The organism is Saccharophagus degradans 2-40 (assembly GCF_000013665.1).
GTDB lineage: Bacteria > Pseudomonadota > Gammaproteobacteria > Pseudomonadales > Cellvibrionaceae > Saccharophagus > Saccharophagus degradans.
Genome location: NC_007912.1, coordinates 3,968,928 through 3,984,791, shown reverse-complemented (window position 1 = coordinate 3,984,791; position 15,864 = coordinate 3,968,928). Strand labels below are relative to the sequence as shown.

Annotated in this window: 12 protein-coding genes; 6 read left to right on the top strand and 6 right to left on the bottom strand. The window is 43.8% G+C overall.

Annotation, left to right across the window (positions count from 1 at the left end):
• Nucleotides 1-95: 95 nt before the first annotated feature.
• Both SDE_RS16335 and SDE_RS16330 read right to left on the bottom strand, forming a co-directional pair.
• Entirely contained in the window at nt 96-1,787 is a 1,692-nt protein-coding gene (locus SDE_RS16335) for a fused response regulator/phosphatase (protein ID WP_011469591.1), read from the bottom strand.
• Nucleotides 1,788-1,802: 15 nt separating this feature from the next.
• Nucleotides 1,803-2,102 carry an STAS domain-containing protein gene (locus SDE_RS16330; RefSeq protein ID WP_011469590.1) on the bottom strand — a complete coding sequence of 100 codons (300 nt, stop codon included), beginning with the start codon at nt 2,100-2,102 and terminating at the stop codon, nt 1,803-1,805.
• Between the two features lie 346 nt (nt 2,103-2,448).
• Between SDE_RS16330 and SDE_RS16325 the strand changes: the two genes are divergently transcribed.
• Nucleotides 2,449-2,691 carry a DUF6316 family protein gene (locus SDE_RS16325; protein ID WP_011469589.1) on the top strand — a complete coding sequence of 81 codons (243 nt, stop codon included), beginning with the start codon at nt 2,449-2,451 and terminating at the stop codon, nt 2,689-2,691.
• 105 nt (nt 2,692-2,796) lie between these two features.
• Here SDE_RS16325 and SDE_RS16320 read toward each other — a convergent pair whose 3' ends face one another.
• Together SDE_RS16320 and SDE_RS16315 are read right to left on the bottom strand one after the other, a co-directional pair.
• Entirely contained in the window at nt 2,797-4,242 is a 1,446-nt protein-coding gene (locus SDE_RS16320; RefSeq protein WP_011469588.1) for a PAS domain-containing sensor histidine kinase, read from the bottom strand.
• A 3-nt stretch (nt 4,243-4,245) separates the two neighbouring features.
• Entirely contained in the window at nt 4,246-5,499 is a 1,254-nt protein-coding gene (locus SDE_RS16315; protein ID WP_041325904.1) for an HD-GYP domain-containing protein, read from the bottom strand.
• A 264-nt stretch (nt 5,500-5,763) separates the two neighbouring features.
• On the opposite strand from SDE_RS16315, the gene SDE_RS16310 reads away from it, so the two are divergent.
• Nucleotides 5,764-6,390, top strand: a complete 627-nt coding sequence (locus SDE_RS16310; protein WP_011469586.1) for a ParA family protein — start codon at nt 5,764-5,766, stop codon at nt 6,388-6,390.
• A gap of 87 nt (nt 6,391-6,477) precedes the next feature.
• On the opposite strand, the gene SDE_RS16305 is transcribed toward SDE_RS16310, so the two are convergent.
• The gene (locus tag SDE_RS16305; RefSeq protein WP_049762672.1) at nt 6,478-9,507 is read right to left on the bottom strand and encodes a methyl-accepting chemotaxis protein; all 3,030 of its coding nucleotides are present in this window, start codon (nt 9,505-9,507) and stop codon (nt 6,478-6,480) included.
• A gap of 241 nt (nt 9,508-9,748) precedes the next feature.
• Complete coding sequence (locus SDE_RS23135; protein ID WP_264360097.1) at nt 9,749-10,594, bottom strand: methyl-accepting chemotaxis protein; 846 nt, start codon at nt 10,592-10,594, stop codon at nt 9,749-9,751.
• A gap of 692 nt (nt 10,595-11,286) precedes the next feature.
• Between SDE_RS23135 and SDE_RS16295 the strand changes: the two genes are divergently transcribed.
• The 4 genes from SDE_RS16295 to SDE_RS16280 all read left to right on the top strand — a co-directional run bounded on the left by SDE_RS16295 (nt 11,287) and on the right by SDE_RS16280 (nt 15,852).
• On the top strand, nt 11,287-12,480 hold the full coding sequence (locus SDE_RS16295; RefSeq protein ID WP_011469583.1) for a response regulator transcription factor: 1,194 nt from the start codon (nt 11,287-11,289) through the stop codon (nt 12,478-12,480).
• A 272-nt stretch (nt 12,481-12,752) separates the two neighbouring features.
• On the top strand, nt 12,753-13,049 hold the full coding sequence (locus SDE_RS16290; RefSeq protein WP_011469582.1) for an STAS domain-containing protein: 297 nt from the start codon (nt 12,753-12,755) through the stop codon (nt 13,047-13,049).
• 10 nt (nt 13,050-13,059) lie between these two features.
• The gene (locus SDE_RS16285; RefSeq protein ID WP_011469581.1) at nt 13,060-13,422 is read left to right on the top strand and encodes a response regulator; all 363 of its coding nucleotides are present in this window, start codon (nt 13,060-13,062) and stop codon (nt 13,420-13,422) included.
• Between the two features lie 9 nt (nt 13,423-13,431).
• Entirely contained in the window at nt 13,432-15,852 is a 2,421-nt protein-coding gene (locus tag SDE_RS16280) for a chemotaxis protein CheA (protein ID WP_011469580.1), read from the top strand.
• The last annotated feature ends 12 nt before the right edge of the window (nt 15,853-15,864 follow it).

The following is a 15,864-nucleotide window of genomic DNA, read 5'->3' as shown; positions in this document are numbered from 1 at the left end:
ATGCGCGCGATTATGCAGCGGTTAAACGAGAATACGTGCAGACTTGGCACTTAATGCATTGTGCGATGCAGGTGTGTAGAATTCAAAGTGAATTGCTACTCTATAAAGTCGTAATGGGCGGTTACTTTTCTACCGCCTTCGCTGTATTCTAGCTTCGAGCACAACGTTTGTAATAAGCCAATACCTCTACCGTGTAATGCATTTGTATCTTCTCCCCGCATCAATACTGTCTCGTAATCAAACCCTTCACCTGAATCGGTAATTTCAAACTCTACTCTATTGGGTGTGCCCAGAACATAGCGCAGAGCAATATGAATCTGTTTGTCGCTTATCTCGCGCAGGCGCTCTTCGCGCATGCGATAGTACTCTTCAAACCCTTCCGCAGTATTTTTAATGGATGAATCTAAATTAAGCACTCCATGCTCAAGCGAGTTGTTGAATAGCTCGCTAACAATGGTGAATAACTTATCTTGATGTAATTCCACCCCCTGAATAGTACCTAAAAACGAGACCACTTGATTAACAATGTCGGAGCGCTGTAAATCGATGCTTTCGAGTGAAATGAGTAGCTGCCAAGGGAAGCTGTCAATGGAGTGGAAATCTGCCGCTACGTCGACAATATTACCTGTGTTTTTACTTCGATGTACGCACGGTGCGCATACAATTTTTATGATGGAAATGTCATCATCTTGGTGTTCATCGCCAGTAAACTCTTTAACAGCTGAAATAATATTTGTTATGTAGTTGTCATTACTCGCTAGAATAGTTTCACGAACACGGTCATCCCCAAAGAGTTCGCCGTCTTTATTTTGAGCTTCGTCAACGCCATCTGTGTAGAAGAATATTTTTGCGTTTTTTTCTAGTTCGTGCAATTGTGCTCTGTCGTCAAATTCTTCTGGGCGCAATATACCTAAAGGCATATGCGCGCCGGGAATGGCTGTAATCGATTTGTTGTCTGATGAGAGAAGAAGAGCGTCGTTCATGCCGCCGGACCAAACCGTCAGTTGCGTGCCAGTTTTGTCTAGGTGACCGATAGCAGCACAAAAAAACATGCCCATAGGTAATATGCGATAGAGTTGATTGTTTATTTCTACTGCAAGCGCCGAAACACTTACTTGTTTGGCCGCATTATCAAAAAACACATTCATTACAGGTAGAGAACCAATCGCCGCCGATAAACCGTGGCCAGTAAAATCCCCCAGTAAAAAATATTGCCCACCCGATGGAGACGGTGCGGTAAGCGTAAGATCGCCGTTAAACATAGACATAGGCGAGCTGTAGCTCACCACATTGTCGCATTCTATATTTGAGCGTGTGAGGGAGTTGCGAAACACATTCTCTACAATCTCGTGTTCTCGCCGGATATTTTTGTTGTGCATATCAAGCGTGTTGTGCGCGTCGAGCAATTGTTTATAGTTTTCTATGTTTCGTGCATGTGCGTTAATTTTGGAAATAAGAATAGATTCATTTACTGGCTTTGGTACAAAGTCGTCACCGCCAGCGTTTAAGCATTGAATAAGTATGTCGCTGTCGTCTAGAGCGGTTACAAAAATAATGGTGACAGCGCGTGGGCCTTTAATCTCAGATATTTTTTCGGTAGCTTCTATGCCGTTCATAAGTGGCATATTTACATCCATTAAAATTAGATCAATGTCTTCGTTTTCTAAAAACATTTTGACGGCGGCTTCACCAGAATCTGCTTCGCAGCAACTATGCCCTTCGTCCTCTAAAATAAATTGGAGTAGGTCACGGTTATAGGCGTGGTCATCAACTACTAGTATCTTCATTTTTTTGCGTATCTGTTAGTTGATGGTGAATTTAGTATCGAAGCGCGATATTTTTAATATCTTACTTATTTTCTCGTTGGCGCCACTTAGCTCAATACGTACGCTACCGCCGCCTAATGTGTTGTGTAGATTTAAAAGCATACCCAGTGCTGAACTGTCCATGTAGCGTGTGTTTCGAAAGTTGATGATTATTTTAGATAAGCCTTTCGGGTCTATTTTTTCATAGGTTGTGCGAAATGTTCCAACATGGTTGAAGTCGAATTTCTCATCAAGGGTAAGCGTATATACCCCGCTTTGTGCAGTGCTTAGCTCCATTGTGGATACTCGCTGTTAGCTATGTGTTTCTGCTGTATATATCAATCCTATGCTCATAGATAAATAATAGCTTCAATTTCTAATAAGACAAAAAAGGTGATGCTATTTGTGCACATGGCATGGCATCCAGAGATCTGTATTTGCAATAAGTTATATGAATTTAACTTCTAATTACTTTGAATAGTTATAAGCAATATTTTGTTGATCGTGGTTAATTCTAACAAAGTGGTTTTTAGTGACATTATGACGTGTTTTATTGTTTATAAGACCGTAATTGTCTAATGCTGCTTAAGGGGTTGTTTATACTTTGAACATGACACTGAGGTTTGCTTAAGAGGTTAAAAGCATGTGTGTAAGAACGGGTGAAGAAAATAAAACGTGGTATCGCTCAGATCGTTTTTTTACGGTCGGTGGCGAGTGGTATTTCACCACGCGAGAAGGGCAAGATGTAGGGCCATTTTTGACGCGAGGCGCGGCAGTAAATGGGTTGGGTGTGTACATACGACTTATGCAAGACCCCAAAAATGGTGGAGTGTACGCCCAAAAAATTGTTACTCAGGGTTTGTGGCAGCGGACTTTGTTTCATTGATTAGAGGATAGCAGACAGTGAAGGGATAGCTCACAGCTTACAGTGATTAGTTTACAGAAAAATCAAAAAGCCCAGCCGGTTGGCTGGGTTTTTTGTATATAAGCGTTAGTTGGTTTTGGGGAGGTAGGGGAATTTGGCGGTGAAGGTGCTACCTTGGCCGTAAATACTTTCTACTTTAATTTCTCCGTTTAGTAGGTGGATGAGTTCCCACACTAATGCTAAGCCGATACCTGTGCCTTGAATATCCTTGTTTTTGCTTTCTTTTACGCGCTGGTAGGCTTCAAAAAGTGAGTTAATTTGATCCTCTGGTATGCCTATACCTGTATCTGTAACTGTTATAACTAATTCTGACTCTGTTGTCTGAATGCTGTTGGTGGTTTGTATAACGCTTACCCGTACATCGCCACTTTTGGTGTATTTGATTGCGTTGCTAATTAGGTTAGCCAAAACTTGTCGAATCTTTTTCTTGTCTGAATGGAATGGTATATCGGCATTTGACACCGAATGGTACGTTAAACCTTTTGCTTCTGCTAAATAGCGCATTTGCTCCTGCATTTCTTGAAGTAACAAGCTAGCCACAAACGTTTCTGGTTCAACCACCATCTTACCTGCTTCAATTTTAGAAATATCTAAGGTGTCGGTGATCATCTCATTTAATTGAATACCTGCCACTTTTATATTGCGTAGGGCAGTGTTATCGCGTTCGTCTAGCTTTGCTGCTGAACGCCAGAGTAACACATCAGAAAAGCCAATAATGGCGTTAAGTGGTGTGCGCAGCTCGTGCATCATTTTTGCGTAAAAATCTCGCCGTGCTTGCGCGCGTGCTTCTTTCGCTTCTAGCTCGGCATTCTTTTGTTTGGATATATCGAATGCATAGCCCAAAACAGTTGTCACCCCCTCAGAGAAAATAGGGTGAAAATGCCAACTAAGATAGGTGTTATCTAAGGTAACTTCTTCGCCGGTTATCGAAGCGCCGCTATCTAAACATTGTTCGCATAGGCTAAATAAATTATTGGGGAATATTTTTGCTTGCCCCTCGGCATCAAAGCCCCAGTCTAACAGTGCTTCTTGCAGTGCAGGGTTGCCAAAAAGCATCTGCCCGTCTCGATCAAACTCCACCAGCGGGGCGGGGTTGTTATCTACATAGTCTGCTAGTTTTTTCATTTCTGCCTGATTGTGAATGCGATGATGATTGGCAGAAAAGCTAATTAGCCTTGTGGTTTGATGCGGGCTCTCTATAGGTATAACGCGGTAGTCGACGCTAATATACTCCCCGGTACCTGTTAGCCAATTTGAAGATTGTGTTTCGCTGTCTATATTGTCGGTTTGACAGAGCGGGCAGGCTTGTATGTTGTGTGTAGTAGCAATATTGGGAATGCATAAAATATCGTGAATGTGTTTGCCTTCTAGTTCAGTTTTCTGCCAGCCTAAAATTGATTGTGCCAACTCGGAGGCAAACAAAATGCAACGGTCGGCATCTAAGGCGATAATGCCGTCGGGCCAGCTGGCTAACCAATAGGGAATGTCGTTATCGATATTGTAGGTGCCCATGCTTTATATGTCCTCGGGCTGGAGACGTCGAGCGGGGTCATCGATAGCGCTGGAAGGGTCTAAAACATTCACAATTGCACGATTTGGCGCATCGGAGCGCTGGTCGCGCAGGTTTATCTTTATTGCATTAGGCAAGGGTTTACCGTTGCTATCGTAGTGTATTTCCAGTACTGGTTGTAAGTGCGCGTCCGAAAATACCTCTAGCACAATCGCTTTCTCGCCCGTATTTAATAGTACTGCACTGGTTACGGGGTAAATACCTAGGCTCGCAATTAAAGCCGTAACGGTTTGTTTGTCGTATTTACCCGCGTCGGCTTCTACGTAAAGTTTGCGCAGGGCGTTGGTGGGCAACATGCCAGGTTTATCGGTAAGTTGATGCACCATCTCATCGTAATGATCTACCGCACTGAGTAAAAGCGAAAGGGTGTGTAATTGCTGTGTGTTAAGGCCGTTGGGGTAGCCGCTGCCATCGGTAAGCTCGTGATGTTCGTCTATTAAACGTAATACTAGCTCAGGAAGATCTGCGTTTTTTAACACCTTGCGACCGTTGGCAATATGGGTATGTATTAATTTTAGCTCTGTAGCGCTGTAGGCAGTGCGTTTGCCTAATAACTGCTGTGGGAGCTGTACCCAGCCTGCTTCGTGCATTAGTGCTGCTAACCCTAATGTATGTTGCTCGTCTTTACCAAGCTTTAAATAAGTCGCCAAGTTTAAGCAGAGGCAAAAGGTGCTAAACGCGTGATCGGCAAGTTTTTGTGTTTTGCGGCTAAGATGAGCAAGGTTCATAAGCGCTTGATTATTGCGCTCAAGGCTTGCCAGTGTGTCGTCAATTATTGGGGTAAGTTCAACGGTTTTAATAGGCAGTTCTCGCTCAAGGCAATCCATAATATTACTCATTACTTCACGAATTCGATTGCGCAATAGTTTTGCTTCCGAAAGTTCCTCTTTTAGGCTAGGCGGTTGTGCTTGTTCTGCTTGGATTGGTCGTGAGCTAGGGCTTTCTGTTTCTATTGGTTGCTTTGCTTGCAGATTTTTTTTATCTGTTGGCTGTTCTTGTGGGCCGCAGCCTTTGCTTAGATCTATAACCAGTGTTTTTACGTTGGCGCCTTTTAGCTTATCTATGTCTTCCTCACCTTTAATAAGGCGACTGTGGCGCAAAAACGGGCTGTCTATCCATGGGATATCAAGTTTTACAACGAACATCCCCGCGCGAAGCTGTGATATTGGAATCGATAGTAATGTGTTCGTTTGAGCCATGGGTAGTTTTGGTCTAAGTGGAAATGTGAAAATACCTTGTACTTGAGTATAGTTGCGATCGCGGAGGGGAGCAGAACAAATGTGCATTATTTATGTGCCGCTTATGCTACTTTTCCTGTTGATTTCTTAGAGGACAGCAGCTAAGGGTGCTACACTTTAGCGAGGCGTGAGTGAGGCTAATCTCTATAGCGTTTTTCTTCACCGCATTTTAAACATTCACGTTCTTTCATAGTTGAGCAATAACAATAAGGACAGAAATACGCCATGGGGCAAATATTTATTGCTAACCCCAAAGGGGGGTGCGGGAAAACCACTGTTGCAGTGCAGTTGGCGGGCTTCTATGCAAATATGGCTAGGTCGGTTCAACTTGTTGATCACGATGCGCAACGCTCGTCGTTAGACTGGGCCTCGGGTCGCCCGGCAACATGTGCCCCTATTAAGGTTTTAGTGTCGGCAAATGAACCCGTGTTAGCTGACGCGACTTATTCGGTGACGATTCATGATATGCCTGCAGCTTGGACGCTAGACAATGTGGATACACTTATCCACCCGCAAGATATAGTAATTATTCCGTTACTGGCCTCGCCAACAGATATAAAAGCGTGTTTGCGTTTTGTGATGGGTATATACCGCTCGGGCTTATTGGAGCGAGGTGTTAACATTGGTATTGTTGCCAATAGAGTAAGAAAAAACACCCGGTACTTTAAAGTGCTCGAAGCGTTTTTAGCTAAGCTAGATATTCCCCTAATTACCGTGCTGCGCGACTCGCAAAATTATGTGCGCGCGATGGATCGAGGGCTAACCCTATTCGACTTGCCAGCGGCACGCTGTAGTACAGACAGAGCGCAATGGCAACCCCTGTTAGATTGGTCACCAATAGCAAATTGCTGATCGCCACCACCTAATATTGTGTGGGTAATATCTTGTAGCTGATTTTTTTGTAGATAGTAATTAGCGATTAGATGTTAGCGATTGAAATCATAGTTTAAAGAAAGTTACAGCCTCTGCCATTGTGCGCGATTGCGCGGCCATATTTTGGCTGGCAGCGTTTGCTTGTTCTACGAGTGCAGAATTTTGTTGGGTCATTTCATCCATTTGGTTGATGGCAATATTAACTTGATTAATACCTTCACTTTGCTCGCGCGCGGCGCTTGCAATACCCATTATGGTTTCATTTACTTTATTTACCGACTCAACAATATCTCGCAGGGTCGCACCAGATTGGTTAACTAGGGCAGAGCCTTGCTCCACACGTGCGGCGCTATCGTTAATAAGCGTTTTTATTTCTTTGGCCGCATTAGAAGATCGTTGCGCAAGCTGGCGAACTTCGGTTGCCACTACGGCAAAGCCACGGCCCTGCTCACCAGCACGTGCTGCTTCTACGGCGGCGTTAATAGCTAGTAGGTTTGTTTGAAAAGCAATCTCATCGATAACGCCAATAATATCGGATATGCGGCTACTGGCACTGCTAATCGACTCCATTGCCTCCACGGCTTTCTTCACTACTAGCCCGCCCTCGCTGGCTTTTGCCTGCGCTTCAGCAGAAAGGTTATTTGCGAGGGCTGCATTTTGTTCGCTGTGTTTAATAGTCGAGGTCATTTGATTCATGCTGCTTGCAGTTTCTTCAAGCGACGCGGCTTGCTCTTCGGTGCGAGAGCTTAAATCAATAATACCTGCCTCTATTTCGCTAGACCCGTTGCGAATAGACACTGCTCCCTCAGTTATCTCGCCAATAATGGTTACCAATTTATCCATAGAACTGTTTAAATTATTTTGAAGCTGGGCAAACATGCCTTTGTGATCGCTTTCTAAGCGACGAGTTAAGTCGCCGTGAGCCAAGTTTTCTACTGCATCGCTTATATCGCGTAAAGCACTGTGGGTGGTGGTGACCATTTCATTTAGGTTTTGCGCCAGCACCAAGAAAAAGCCCTGTTTGCCATCCAAAGCTATCTTCGTGCTAAAGTCACCGTTCGACGCCGCGTTAACTAAGTGGGCAATCTCGTTTTCTACGGTCACCTCTTCTGTTCTATCTTTCCATTCCACCACTGTACCTACACGCTCGCCATCTTTAGTTATGGGGTTGGCTATAAGGCTAAAAGTGCGGGTACCCACTTTAATTTGAGTGGAGTAAGTACTTTTTAACTGGCTAATAACACTTTGTTGATGGGCTGGGTTGCGGTGAAATGTATCCATATTTTTGCCAACTAAGGTATCGGCATTAAAGTTAGGTAGCACTGCACGAATATCTGCCTCACTAGCAAGCATCATTTGATCTAATGCTGTATTGGTGTACACAATGGTGTTGGATTTATCAGCCATCATTACCGATGTGCTTGTTACATCCAAAGCTTGTTTTATATTGTTTGCTCGATCTGCTGCCGCTTGAGCATCGTGCGCAGCTTGCTCTGCGTTTTTGGACGCTTGTTCGGCGCGGGCTTGTTGCTTTTTTTGCTCTAAGTTGGCTTGCTTAATTTGCTGAATGGTATTGTTAACGCGCAGGCTTAATATACCCATGTCGCCGTTATAGCGTTGCTTAATCGCTTCGTCGAAGTTTCCGTTGGCAACGTTTTTAAGTATTTGGTTAGTATCGGAAAACATAGTAGACAAGGTATTTAGCAACCCGTCGAACGCTATCGCCATTTGGCCAGTTTCATCTTTGCTGCGGTAGTTACTGCGCAGGCTAAAATCGCCGCTTTGCTGCACGCGTTTAATAACTGCAGCCATGTCGTTAATGGGGCGAGCAATACCTTTGCTAATGGCAAAACCCGCAAAAACTACAACGCACGTTATAAATAAACCCACGAGTAATATATTGCGTTGGAGCCGATTTAGAGGTGCCATCGCTTCTGCGACATCTTGCTCGGCAATTGCTATCCATTTAAATTCACTTAAATCGATAGCATTGTAGGATGAGATTACGGGGTTGCCATTGTAATCAACAATAAAATCTGTTTTGCTTTTTCCCTGCAAAGCTTGCGTTACCGAACGTGTATTTACACTGCCTTGTTGAGGGTGTTTAAAAGAGTTAACTACTGTGTGGTGAACGGGGTCTAAGAAAGAGTCGGAGCGCATAAGTTTGTCTGAGCCAACGAGATAGGTTTCCCCTGTTTGGCCCATTCCAGTACGCGAGCTCATAATGTCATTAATATCTTCAATGGGCATTTGAAAAATGAGTATGCCCACTAATTGGCCATCACTATAGATTGGTGTAGAGATAAAACTGGCTGGCGAATCGTAGGATGGTAAGTAGGTTTTAAAATCTGCTAGGTAAGTTGTTTCTGGTTGTTTATTCAGTGAATTATTAAATGCTTCCCCTATGCTAGTTTCTCGATAGGGGCCGTCGAGCATTGAGGTGGTGAAGTCTAGCTCCTTGAAAACGGAATATATTATGTCGCCACTTACGGGGTCGGCGATAAAAATATCGTAATAACCGAATGTTTCTAAGTAATGCTTAAGCAGAGGGTGCACTTGATGGTGTAACGCTGAGTAGCGGGTGCCGTCATTGCGGTTGATGAGTAAATGTTTGCTACCTAGTGGGTTGGGGTTGCTGGCTATGTAAGCATATTGTAGCGCCCAAGAATCGTCGTCAAGGCTGTTGTACATGGCAGCTAAATTAACTTGGCTATTGTTAACTTTCTGGTATTGCTTAGCAAACTGCGAGTTGTAATAGTCCACCACAGCGGCTTTTTGTTGAGTGAGCAGCGCTTCATTTATGCTGGCATCTGCTCGAAAGCTTTTAAAGGCCATTGGCAGTTTGGTTGCAACATCCACCACAATGGGGTCGGCGGCCAATGTGCTGGCTTGCTTTCTAACGCGTTGAAAGTAGCGTTGGATGCTCTCCTCTTTATTTTGCCTTACCGCGCTTAGCTGATTTGATACGAGATCGGTTATTGTTTGCTTGGATGAGTTAATCGCCAGAAGAACAGTGAGCGCCATGGGTATTAAGCCAACCAATAAAAAGACTAAAACCAATTTTTTAACAAGGGGGAGGTTTTTCAGAAAAAGCATATACCATCTCTTAGTTGTATCAGCGTAAATGTATTTAAGTAAAACAACAGGTTGTAACATTTAAATACTAGAGGAGTTGCGTGATACCAAAGTGGCGTTTTAAGAATTATTTACTGGTGTTTGCTTAGTATCTATTGCTAATCACTATTAAAACTATCGAGGTGACAATATTGTGCTAGAAATGCACAGTGCTAGTGCGAGAAGTAGGGGGTAAGGTATGCATTAGATTAAAAGAATTAATCTAGTAAAGCACTATTTCTCCTCCTGCTTGGTCATCTTCATCGCTGATTACAATAGAGGTTTGCAGCGAAGTTTTTTCTATATTATTTATTATTTCTGCAAGGCCTTGCTCTACACTGGTGACAGCTTGATTAAGTGTGAATGCGTTGTGTAGATGATTGCGCAAAGATAATACGTTGTTTGAAAGGTTATCCGAATACTGTGAAATTCTATCGGCGCCCTGCAATGCCGTCATAGATCGCATCACCTCTTTGTTTATAAGCGCGCTTATTTCGCTGCCTTGGCGGGCGGTGTGGGTAACCCGATCGTTAACTCTTTCAAGCTCTGCAAGCATACCTTCAAGGTGGCCTTTGGCGTTGATTGCGATATTCATATCCAAGCTTGCTATTTCGCCTACCACCTTTTCTACATCGGCAACGGTAGATTTAGTTGCCTCTGCTTTAACCCGTATCTCATCGTTAAGCGCACCAGAGCTTTGCGATAGTTTGCGAACTTCGTCTGCTACCACTGCAAAGCCTCTGCCTGCCTCGCCAGCACGCGCTGCTTCAATGGCAGCATTCAAAGCGAGTAAATTGGTTTGCTCTGCCAGGCCTCGAATTTCGCTAATTAGCTTGAACATATCGTCGAGTTCTTTAAGCATGTCTTGAATTTTGTGCACTGCTTGTATGCTTTTGTCACTCACGTTAACAAACAGCCCGACATAAACGTCAAGTATATCGCCCACTTCTTTTGCAAATTGGTGGAGGGATACGTCTTGCGTGCCATCCGCTTTTTCTTGGTGTTCTCTGCGGGTTAAGTCTTTGGTAATCGATTCCAGTAGTTCTTGTTCGCGCTGTGTATTTTCCATAAGTACAGTAAAGCTTTTATGCAAGGCGAGGCTACTTTCCTCTGCTAAGTTACGCACTTTATTACTTATGGCGACTATCTCTTCACAGGGGGTATCGGTTACGTCGCTCACCTTTCTTTGTAAAGAGTTTAAGTGGTTAATCGCGTGGGAATTTTCTTGATGTTCGGCCTGCTGGCGGTTGTTTGTAAAGTGAGCGCACAGCGATACTAAACAGGCTATATCAATAATTACGGCTATTGCTAAACAGGTAAATAACGCGATAGGTGTCCAAAGCGCGATGCTACAAACCAAAGATAATGCACTAACAGAAATCGCTATTATTAACTGAATTGGCCAAGCAGATGCCATGGTTTAGTCTCTTGAAGGTGTAAGCAGTAGAGTAAAAATAATCAGCCCATATTATGGACGTTTGTTTTAATACTAGCTGTACCTCGATCGGTTCGCCAGCCAACGTCAAACTAATATTTAACGGTGAGTTACGCGTTTGGATAAAAAAAAGTGGCGCTTAAATCTTTGGCGGATTGGGTAAAGCAAAAGCTATGAGCTAGTGTTAATTACATCGGTAGTTCTTTCTTTATAAATAAGAAGAGCTATTCGGGCGAAACGCAATATGTACAGATGTGTTTTATAAAGCCAAATTTATCTGTATGTGAGTTCATAATTGGTTTTGGTTATATAAAGGGGTAGTGCTATTGTCTGGTAGCAAAATAATACTGTTTGCAGAGCATCTTTCTACTTTGGGGGAGGCTCTTGCGCAAGCCTTTGATTCTACGCCAATTTCTACTGCCAATGCGTTGCAGCTCGCTGTCTCTCAGGGCGATTACAGCTTGATAGTGGTTGATATGCTCGGCGGCGGGGATGTGTCTATTCAGAGAATACGCGACGTACTTCCCTCGCCAGACGAATTAAGTGTGCCTGCAATTATTTTGGCTAACCCTGCGAGTATGGCCGACAAGCTAGCTATGTACGATATGGGCTACGACGACCTAATAGAAAGCGATGTAGAGCTTGATGAAGCAGTAGCGCGGTGTCGAAAAGCAACATTTCACCAAATTGCTATGCGTCAGCTAAGTAGCCGTTTAGATGCAGCAACGGCTACGGCCCGCACCGCATTAGTAGATAACAGTGACCTAGGTGCAAATGTGCAGTTTCTATTGGCTTTGCACAGCTGCGATAACCTAGATGAATTGGGGCAACAGTTTTTTAACAGCTTAGAGCGGTATGGGCTTAAATGTAGTGTGCAAATGCGAAGCCTTATGGGCATAAAAAATATGGAACCAACCGGTATGGCGAAAGATTTGGAATCTCAGCTTCTTACCGAACTTAAAGATAAAGGCAGGTATATAGATTTTGGCCGCCGTACCATTATCAATTTTGATCGTGTTTCCATGCTTATCAAAAACATGCCAGTCGACGATGCAGAGAAATACGGAACCATAAAAGACAATACCTTTGCGCTTATACAAGGGTTAAATGCCAGAGTGATAGCGATAGAAGACCGCTACGAGCTTGAAAAAGAAAAGGAAACTTTAAGAAAGTTATCGAGCGATGTGCAAAATGTTATGCATGTTATCAAGTCGTCTTATCAGAACGTAATGAAAAATATTGCAACCACGGTTGAGCATACCGCAGAGAAAATTCAATATCGTATTCCTGCATTGGCTCTTACAGAAGAAGATGAAGTTTTCTTAGAGGAGGTAACTAACAACAGTGTTTACGAAACGAATCGCATTTTTAACGAAGGTTTAAAGGTGGATGAGTATGTAAATAAGTTGGAATTATCTTTGGGGGCTGCTTTGGCTGCGGTAGAAACCGATGCCACATCGCTGAGTTCAGAAGGCGATTCTGGCGCAAAAGTCGACAACAACCTAGTGGAGCTCTTTTAACTATTAAGAACTTGCAATAACTTCTACTCAATACTATTGGCTTATAACTCAATTAGTCGTATTTCTTATAGGTTAGACTTTATCTGCGTAACCGTACACATCTTAGCGTAACGGTAGCGGTTTGGTTGGTGTTCGTTCCTCGGTCCCCCCCCCCTTTCTTCTGTTCTGCGCAATTCATTTTAACAAAATCTACACCCTCTCTAGCGCCCATAAAATATACGTCTACACTTAAAATTGTCAATTGAAATAGATTCAGTTATAGGAGCGTGCGTGTGTCGCAACTAACGGTGTTCGAAGTTCCAGAGCGTTTTACCATCGCTCAGGCCCAACAGGTATACGAGCAGTTAAACGGCTTATTAGAAAATAATGATGTCGAAAATATCGTATTAGATGCAACGGATGTGGTGAAAATAGATGCTGCGGGTTTACAACTGTTACTTAGTTTCTATCGTACTGCAACGAAATTTCATAAACCCGTTCAGTGGCGTAACCCGTCGGCAGAACTAATCGACAGCGCCAATATTCTCGGCTTGGCTGCAGAGCTAGCATTAGATAACACTGTGAATTAGGAGAAGCTTAATGGCGAAGATATTAATAGTCGATGACTCTGCATCTATGCGACAAATGGTGTCGTTTACGTTGGCGGGGGCTGGCCACCAAGTTACCGAAGCGCCCGACGGTGCCGATGCGTTAGCACTGGCTAAGGCGGGCGGCAGTTTTGATTTGGTTTTATCCGATGTAAATATGCCCAAAATGGACGGCATTAGCCTTGTAAAAGAATTGCGCACGCTACCTACCTTTAAATTCACGCCCATTTTAATGCTTACTACAGAATCTGGCTCTGACAAAAAAGCAGAGGGTAAGAACGCAGGGGCAACGGGTTGGATAGTAAAACCCTTTAGTCCAGATCAACTAATTGCCACCGTTAACAAAGTCCTTTGAGTAAATGTCATGAGCATAGATTTGTCGCAGTTTCATCAAGTCTTTTTCGAAGAAAGCGTAGAAGGCTTGGATATTATGGAGTCTGCGCTTATGGAGCTAGATCCCACTGATGTTGATGACGAAACCATTAACGCCATTTTTCGCTGCGCGCACTCGATAAAGGGCGGTAGTGCCACATTTAGCTTTAACGCCATTTGCGATTTCACGCACGTATTAGAAACACTGTTAGATCAAGTGCGTTCTGGCCAGCGCAGTTTAGTGCTGACGCACGTTAATCTTTTATTGGAATCGGTGGACTGTTTGCGCGAAATGTTAGCCCTTGCGCAAAGTGGCGAATTAGAAAAAACAGAGCAGGCGGCTACGTTGCAACGTCAGTTTGAAGCTATTCTCGCTAACGAAGGGCCTGCGCCCGCACAAAAAACTGAGGCTGCACCCACTGTAAATAGCGATGCCGATGCCCCGTGGCTAATAACATTTCAACCTAGCCTTGAAATTATGCAAACCGGTAATGACCCTGCGCGTATTTTGCGGGAATTGCGTAACACAGGTGCGCTGCAGTTAGTTGCTAATAGCGACGCGCTACCTGAGTGGGGCGGTTTCGACCCAGAGCAATGTTACCTATCTTGGCGTGCCAGCGTGCCCGCATCGATAGAAAAAAATGCGCTAGAGGAAGTATTTGAATGGGTGACCGATTTGGCAGATATTTCGATTACACGATCGGGTGATTGCCAACCTTTGGCCATTGATCAACATGAAAATAACCATTGCTGGAAAATACATTTCGTACCCAGTATCGATGTTATGCGTACAGGTAACGACCCGTTGCGTATTCTCGCAGAGCTAAAGAATTTAAGCAGTACATATCATAGTAAAGCCGACACTAAAGGGCTGCCAGATTTTGCCGATTTTGAGCCAGAAAGTTGTTATTTAGGTTGGGATATTAAGCTAGAAGCTAACACCGAAGTAACCGAAATAGAAACCGCTTTCGAATGGGTGGCCGATGAAAGCCAGTTAACGATATCGGCCCTTGTTGCTGCACCACGAGAAGATGGGCAAACAGAAGCCGAGGCGGTTAATTCTAATGAGGCGAAATTAACACCTATTTTAGCGCCGGTTTCGGTAGTTGAACAAAAGGAACCAGTTAAAGCGAGCAAAGCCAAGCCTGCCAACAAAGCAAGTACGGATGCGACATTTATTCGTGTTGGAATAGATAAAATCGACAACCTTATCAATATGGTGGGCGAGCTTGTTATTACGCAGTCTATGTTGGGGCAATTAAGTGAAGATGTAGATGTTGCTAAAGTGCCCCGGCTTGTTGAGGGCTTAAACCAACTAGAGCAAAACACCCGAGAATTACAAGAAGGCGTAATGCGTATACGCATGCTGCCTATTAGCTTTTCTTTTAATCGCTTTCCACGTTTGGTGCGTGATTTAAGCCAGCGTTTAGAGAAGCAAGTCGAGCTGGTAATACACGGCGAAAATACAGAGCTAGACAAAACAGTTATGGAAAAAATTGGTGACCCACTGGTTCACCTAGTGCGCAATGCTGTGGATCACGGTATAGAACTGCCCGCAGCGCGGCTAGCCGCAGGCAAACCAGAAGTGGGCACCATTACGCTTGATGCCTACCATAAAGGCGGCAATATCGTTATTGAAATAAAAGACGACGGCGCTGGTTTGAATCGCGATAAGGTTTTGCAAAAAGCGATAGACAAAAAAATAATAAGTGCTAGTGATGCAGCAATGATGACTGACGAGCAAGTTTACGATCTTATATTTCAGCCAGGCTTTTCTACTGCCGCAGCGGTTACGGATGTATCTGGTCGCGGTGTAGGTATGGATGTGGTTAAGCGTAATATTCAAGCTTTAAATGGCGCTGTCGATATAGCGTCTAAGCTAGGTGAAGGTTCTACTATCACAATTCGTTTGCCACTTACCCTTGCTATTCTCGATGGTCAGTTAATTCGCGTTGGCGGCAATATTTATATTTTCCCGCTTATTTCTATTGTGGAATCTATGCAGTGTCGCAGCGAATACGTAAACCAGCTAGCTGGCGGGCAACAGGTTTTTCGCTTGCGCGATGAATATGTTCCCATTATCGAGTTAAGTAAAACCTTTTCTATTCCTTCTGATACCGATTCGATTGAAGGCGCACTGATGGTAGTGGTGGAATTCGATGGTCAGAAGGTTGGGGTAATTGTTGACGAGTTATTAGGCCAGCAACAGGTGGTAATAAAAAGCTTAGAGCAAAATTACAAACAGGTTGAAGGTGTTTCTGGCGCAACAATATTGGGTGACGGTACGGTGGCGCTTATTTTAGATGTGCAAAGTATTGTCGACCTGTTTTCTCAAAAGCTAGTGGTTGCGCAAAATACCAGTACGCGTGTCGATGGCTATCAGGTTATGCGCAGTACAAAAACGCTAAATTAATACGAGGTGGTA

Excerpts from the sequence above, each read along its gene's own strand:
- SDE_RS16335 (WP_011469591.1), bottom strand. The coding sequence starts at position 1,787 with ATGAAGATACTAGTAGTTGATGACCACGCCTATAACCGTGACCTACTC.
- SDE_RS16330 (WP_011469590.1), bottom strand. The coding sequence starts at position 2,102 with ATGGAGCTAAGCACTGCACAAAGCGGGGTATATACGCTTACCCTTGAT.
- SDE_RS16325 (WP_011469589.1), top strand. The coding sequence starts at position 2,449 with ATGTGTGTAAGAACGGGTGAAGAAAATAAAACGTGGTATCGCTCAGAT.
- SDE_RS16320 (WP_011469588.1), bottom strand. The coding sequence starts at position 4,242 with ATGGGCACCTACAATATCGATAACGACATTCCCTATTGGTTAGCCAGC.
- SDE_RS16315 (WP_041325904.1), bottom strand. The coding sequence starts at position 5,499 with ATGGCTCAAACGAACACATTACTATCGATTCCAATATCACAGCTTCGC.
- SDE_RS16310 (WP_011469586.1), top strand. The coding sequence starts at position 5,764 with ATGGGGCAAATATTTATTGCTAACCCCAAAGGGGGGTGCGGGAAAACC.
- SDE_RS16305 (WP_049762672.1), bottom strand. The coding sequence starts at position 9,507 with ATGCTTTTTCTGAAAAACCTCCCCCTTGTTAAAAAATTGGTTTTAGTC.
- SDE_RS23135 (WP_264360097.1), bottom strand. The coding sequence starts at position 10,594 with ATGGAAAATACACAGCGCGAACAAGAACTACTGGAATCGATTACCAAA.
- SDE_RS16285 (WP_011469581.1), top strand. The coding sequence starts at position 13,060 with ATGGCGAAGATATTAATAGTCGATGACTCTGCATCTATGCGACAAATG.
- SDE_RS16280 (WP_011469580.1), top strand. The coding sequence starts at position 13,432 with ATGAGCATAGATTTGTCGCAGTTTCATCAAGTCTTTTTCGAAGAAAGC.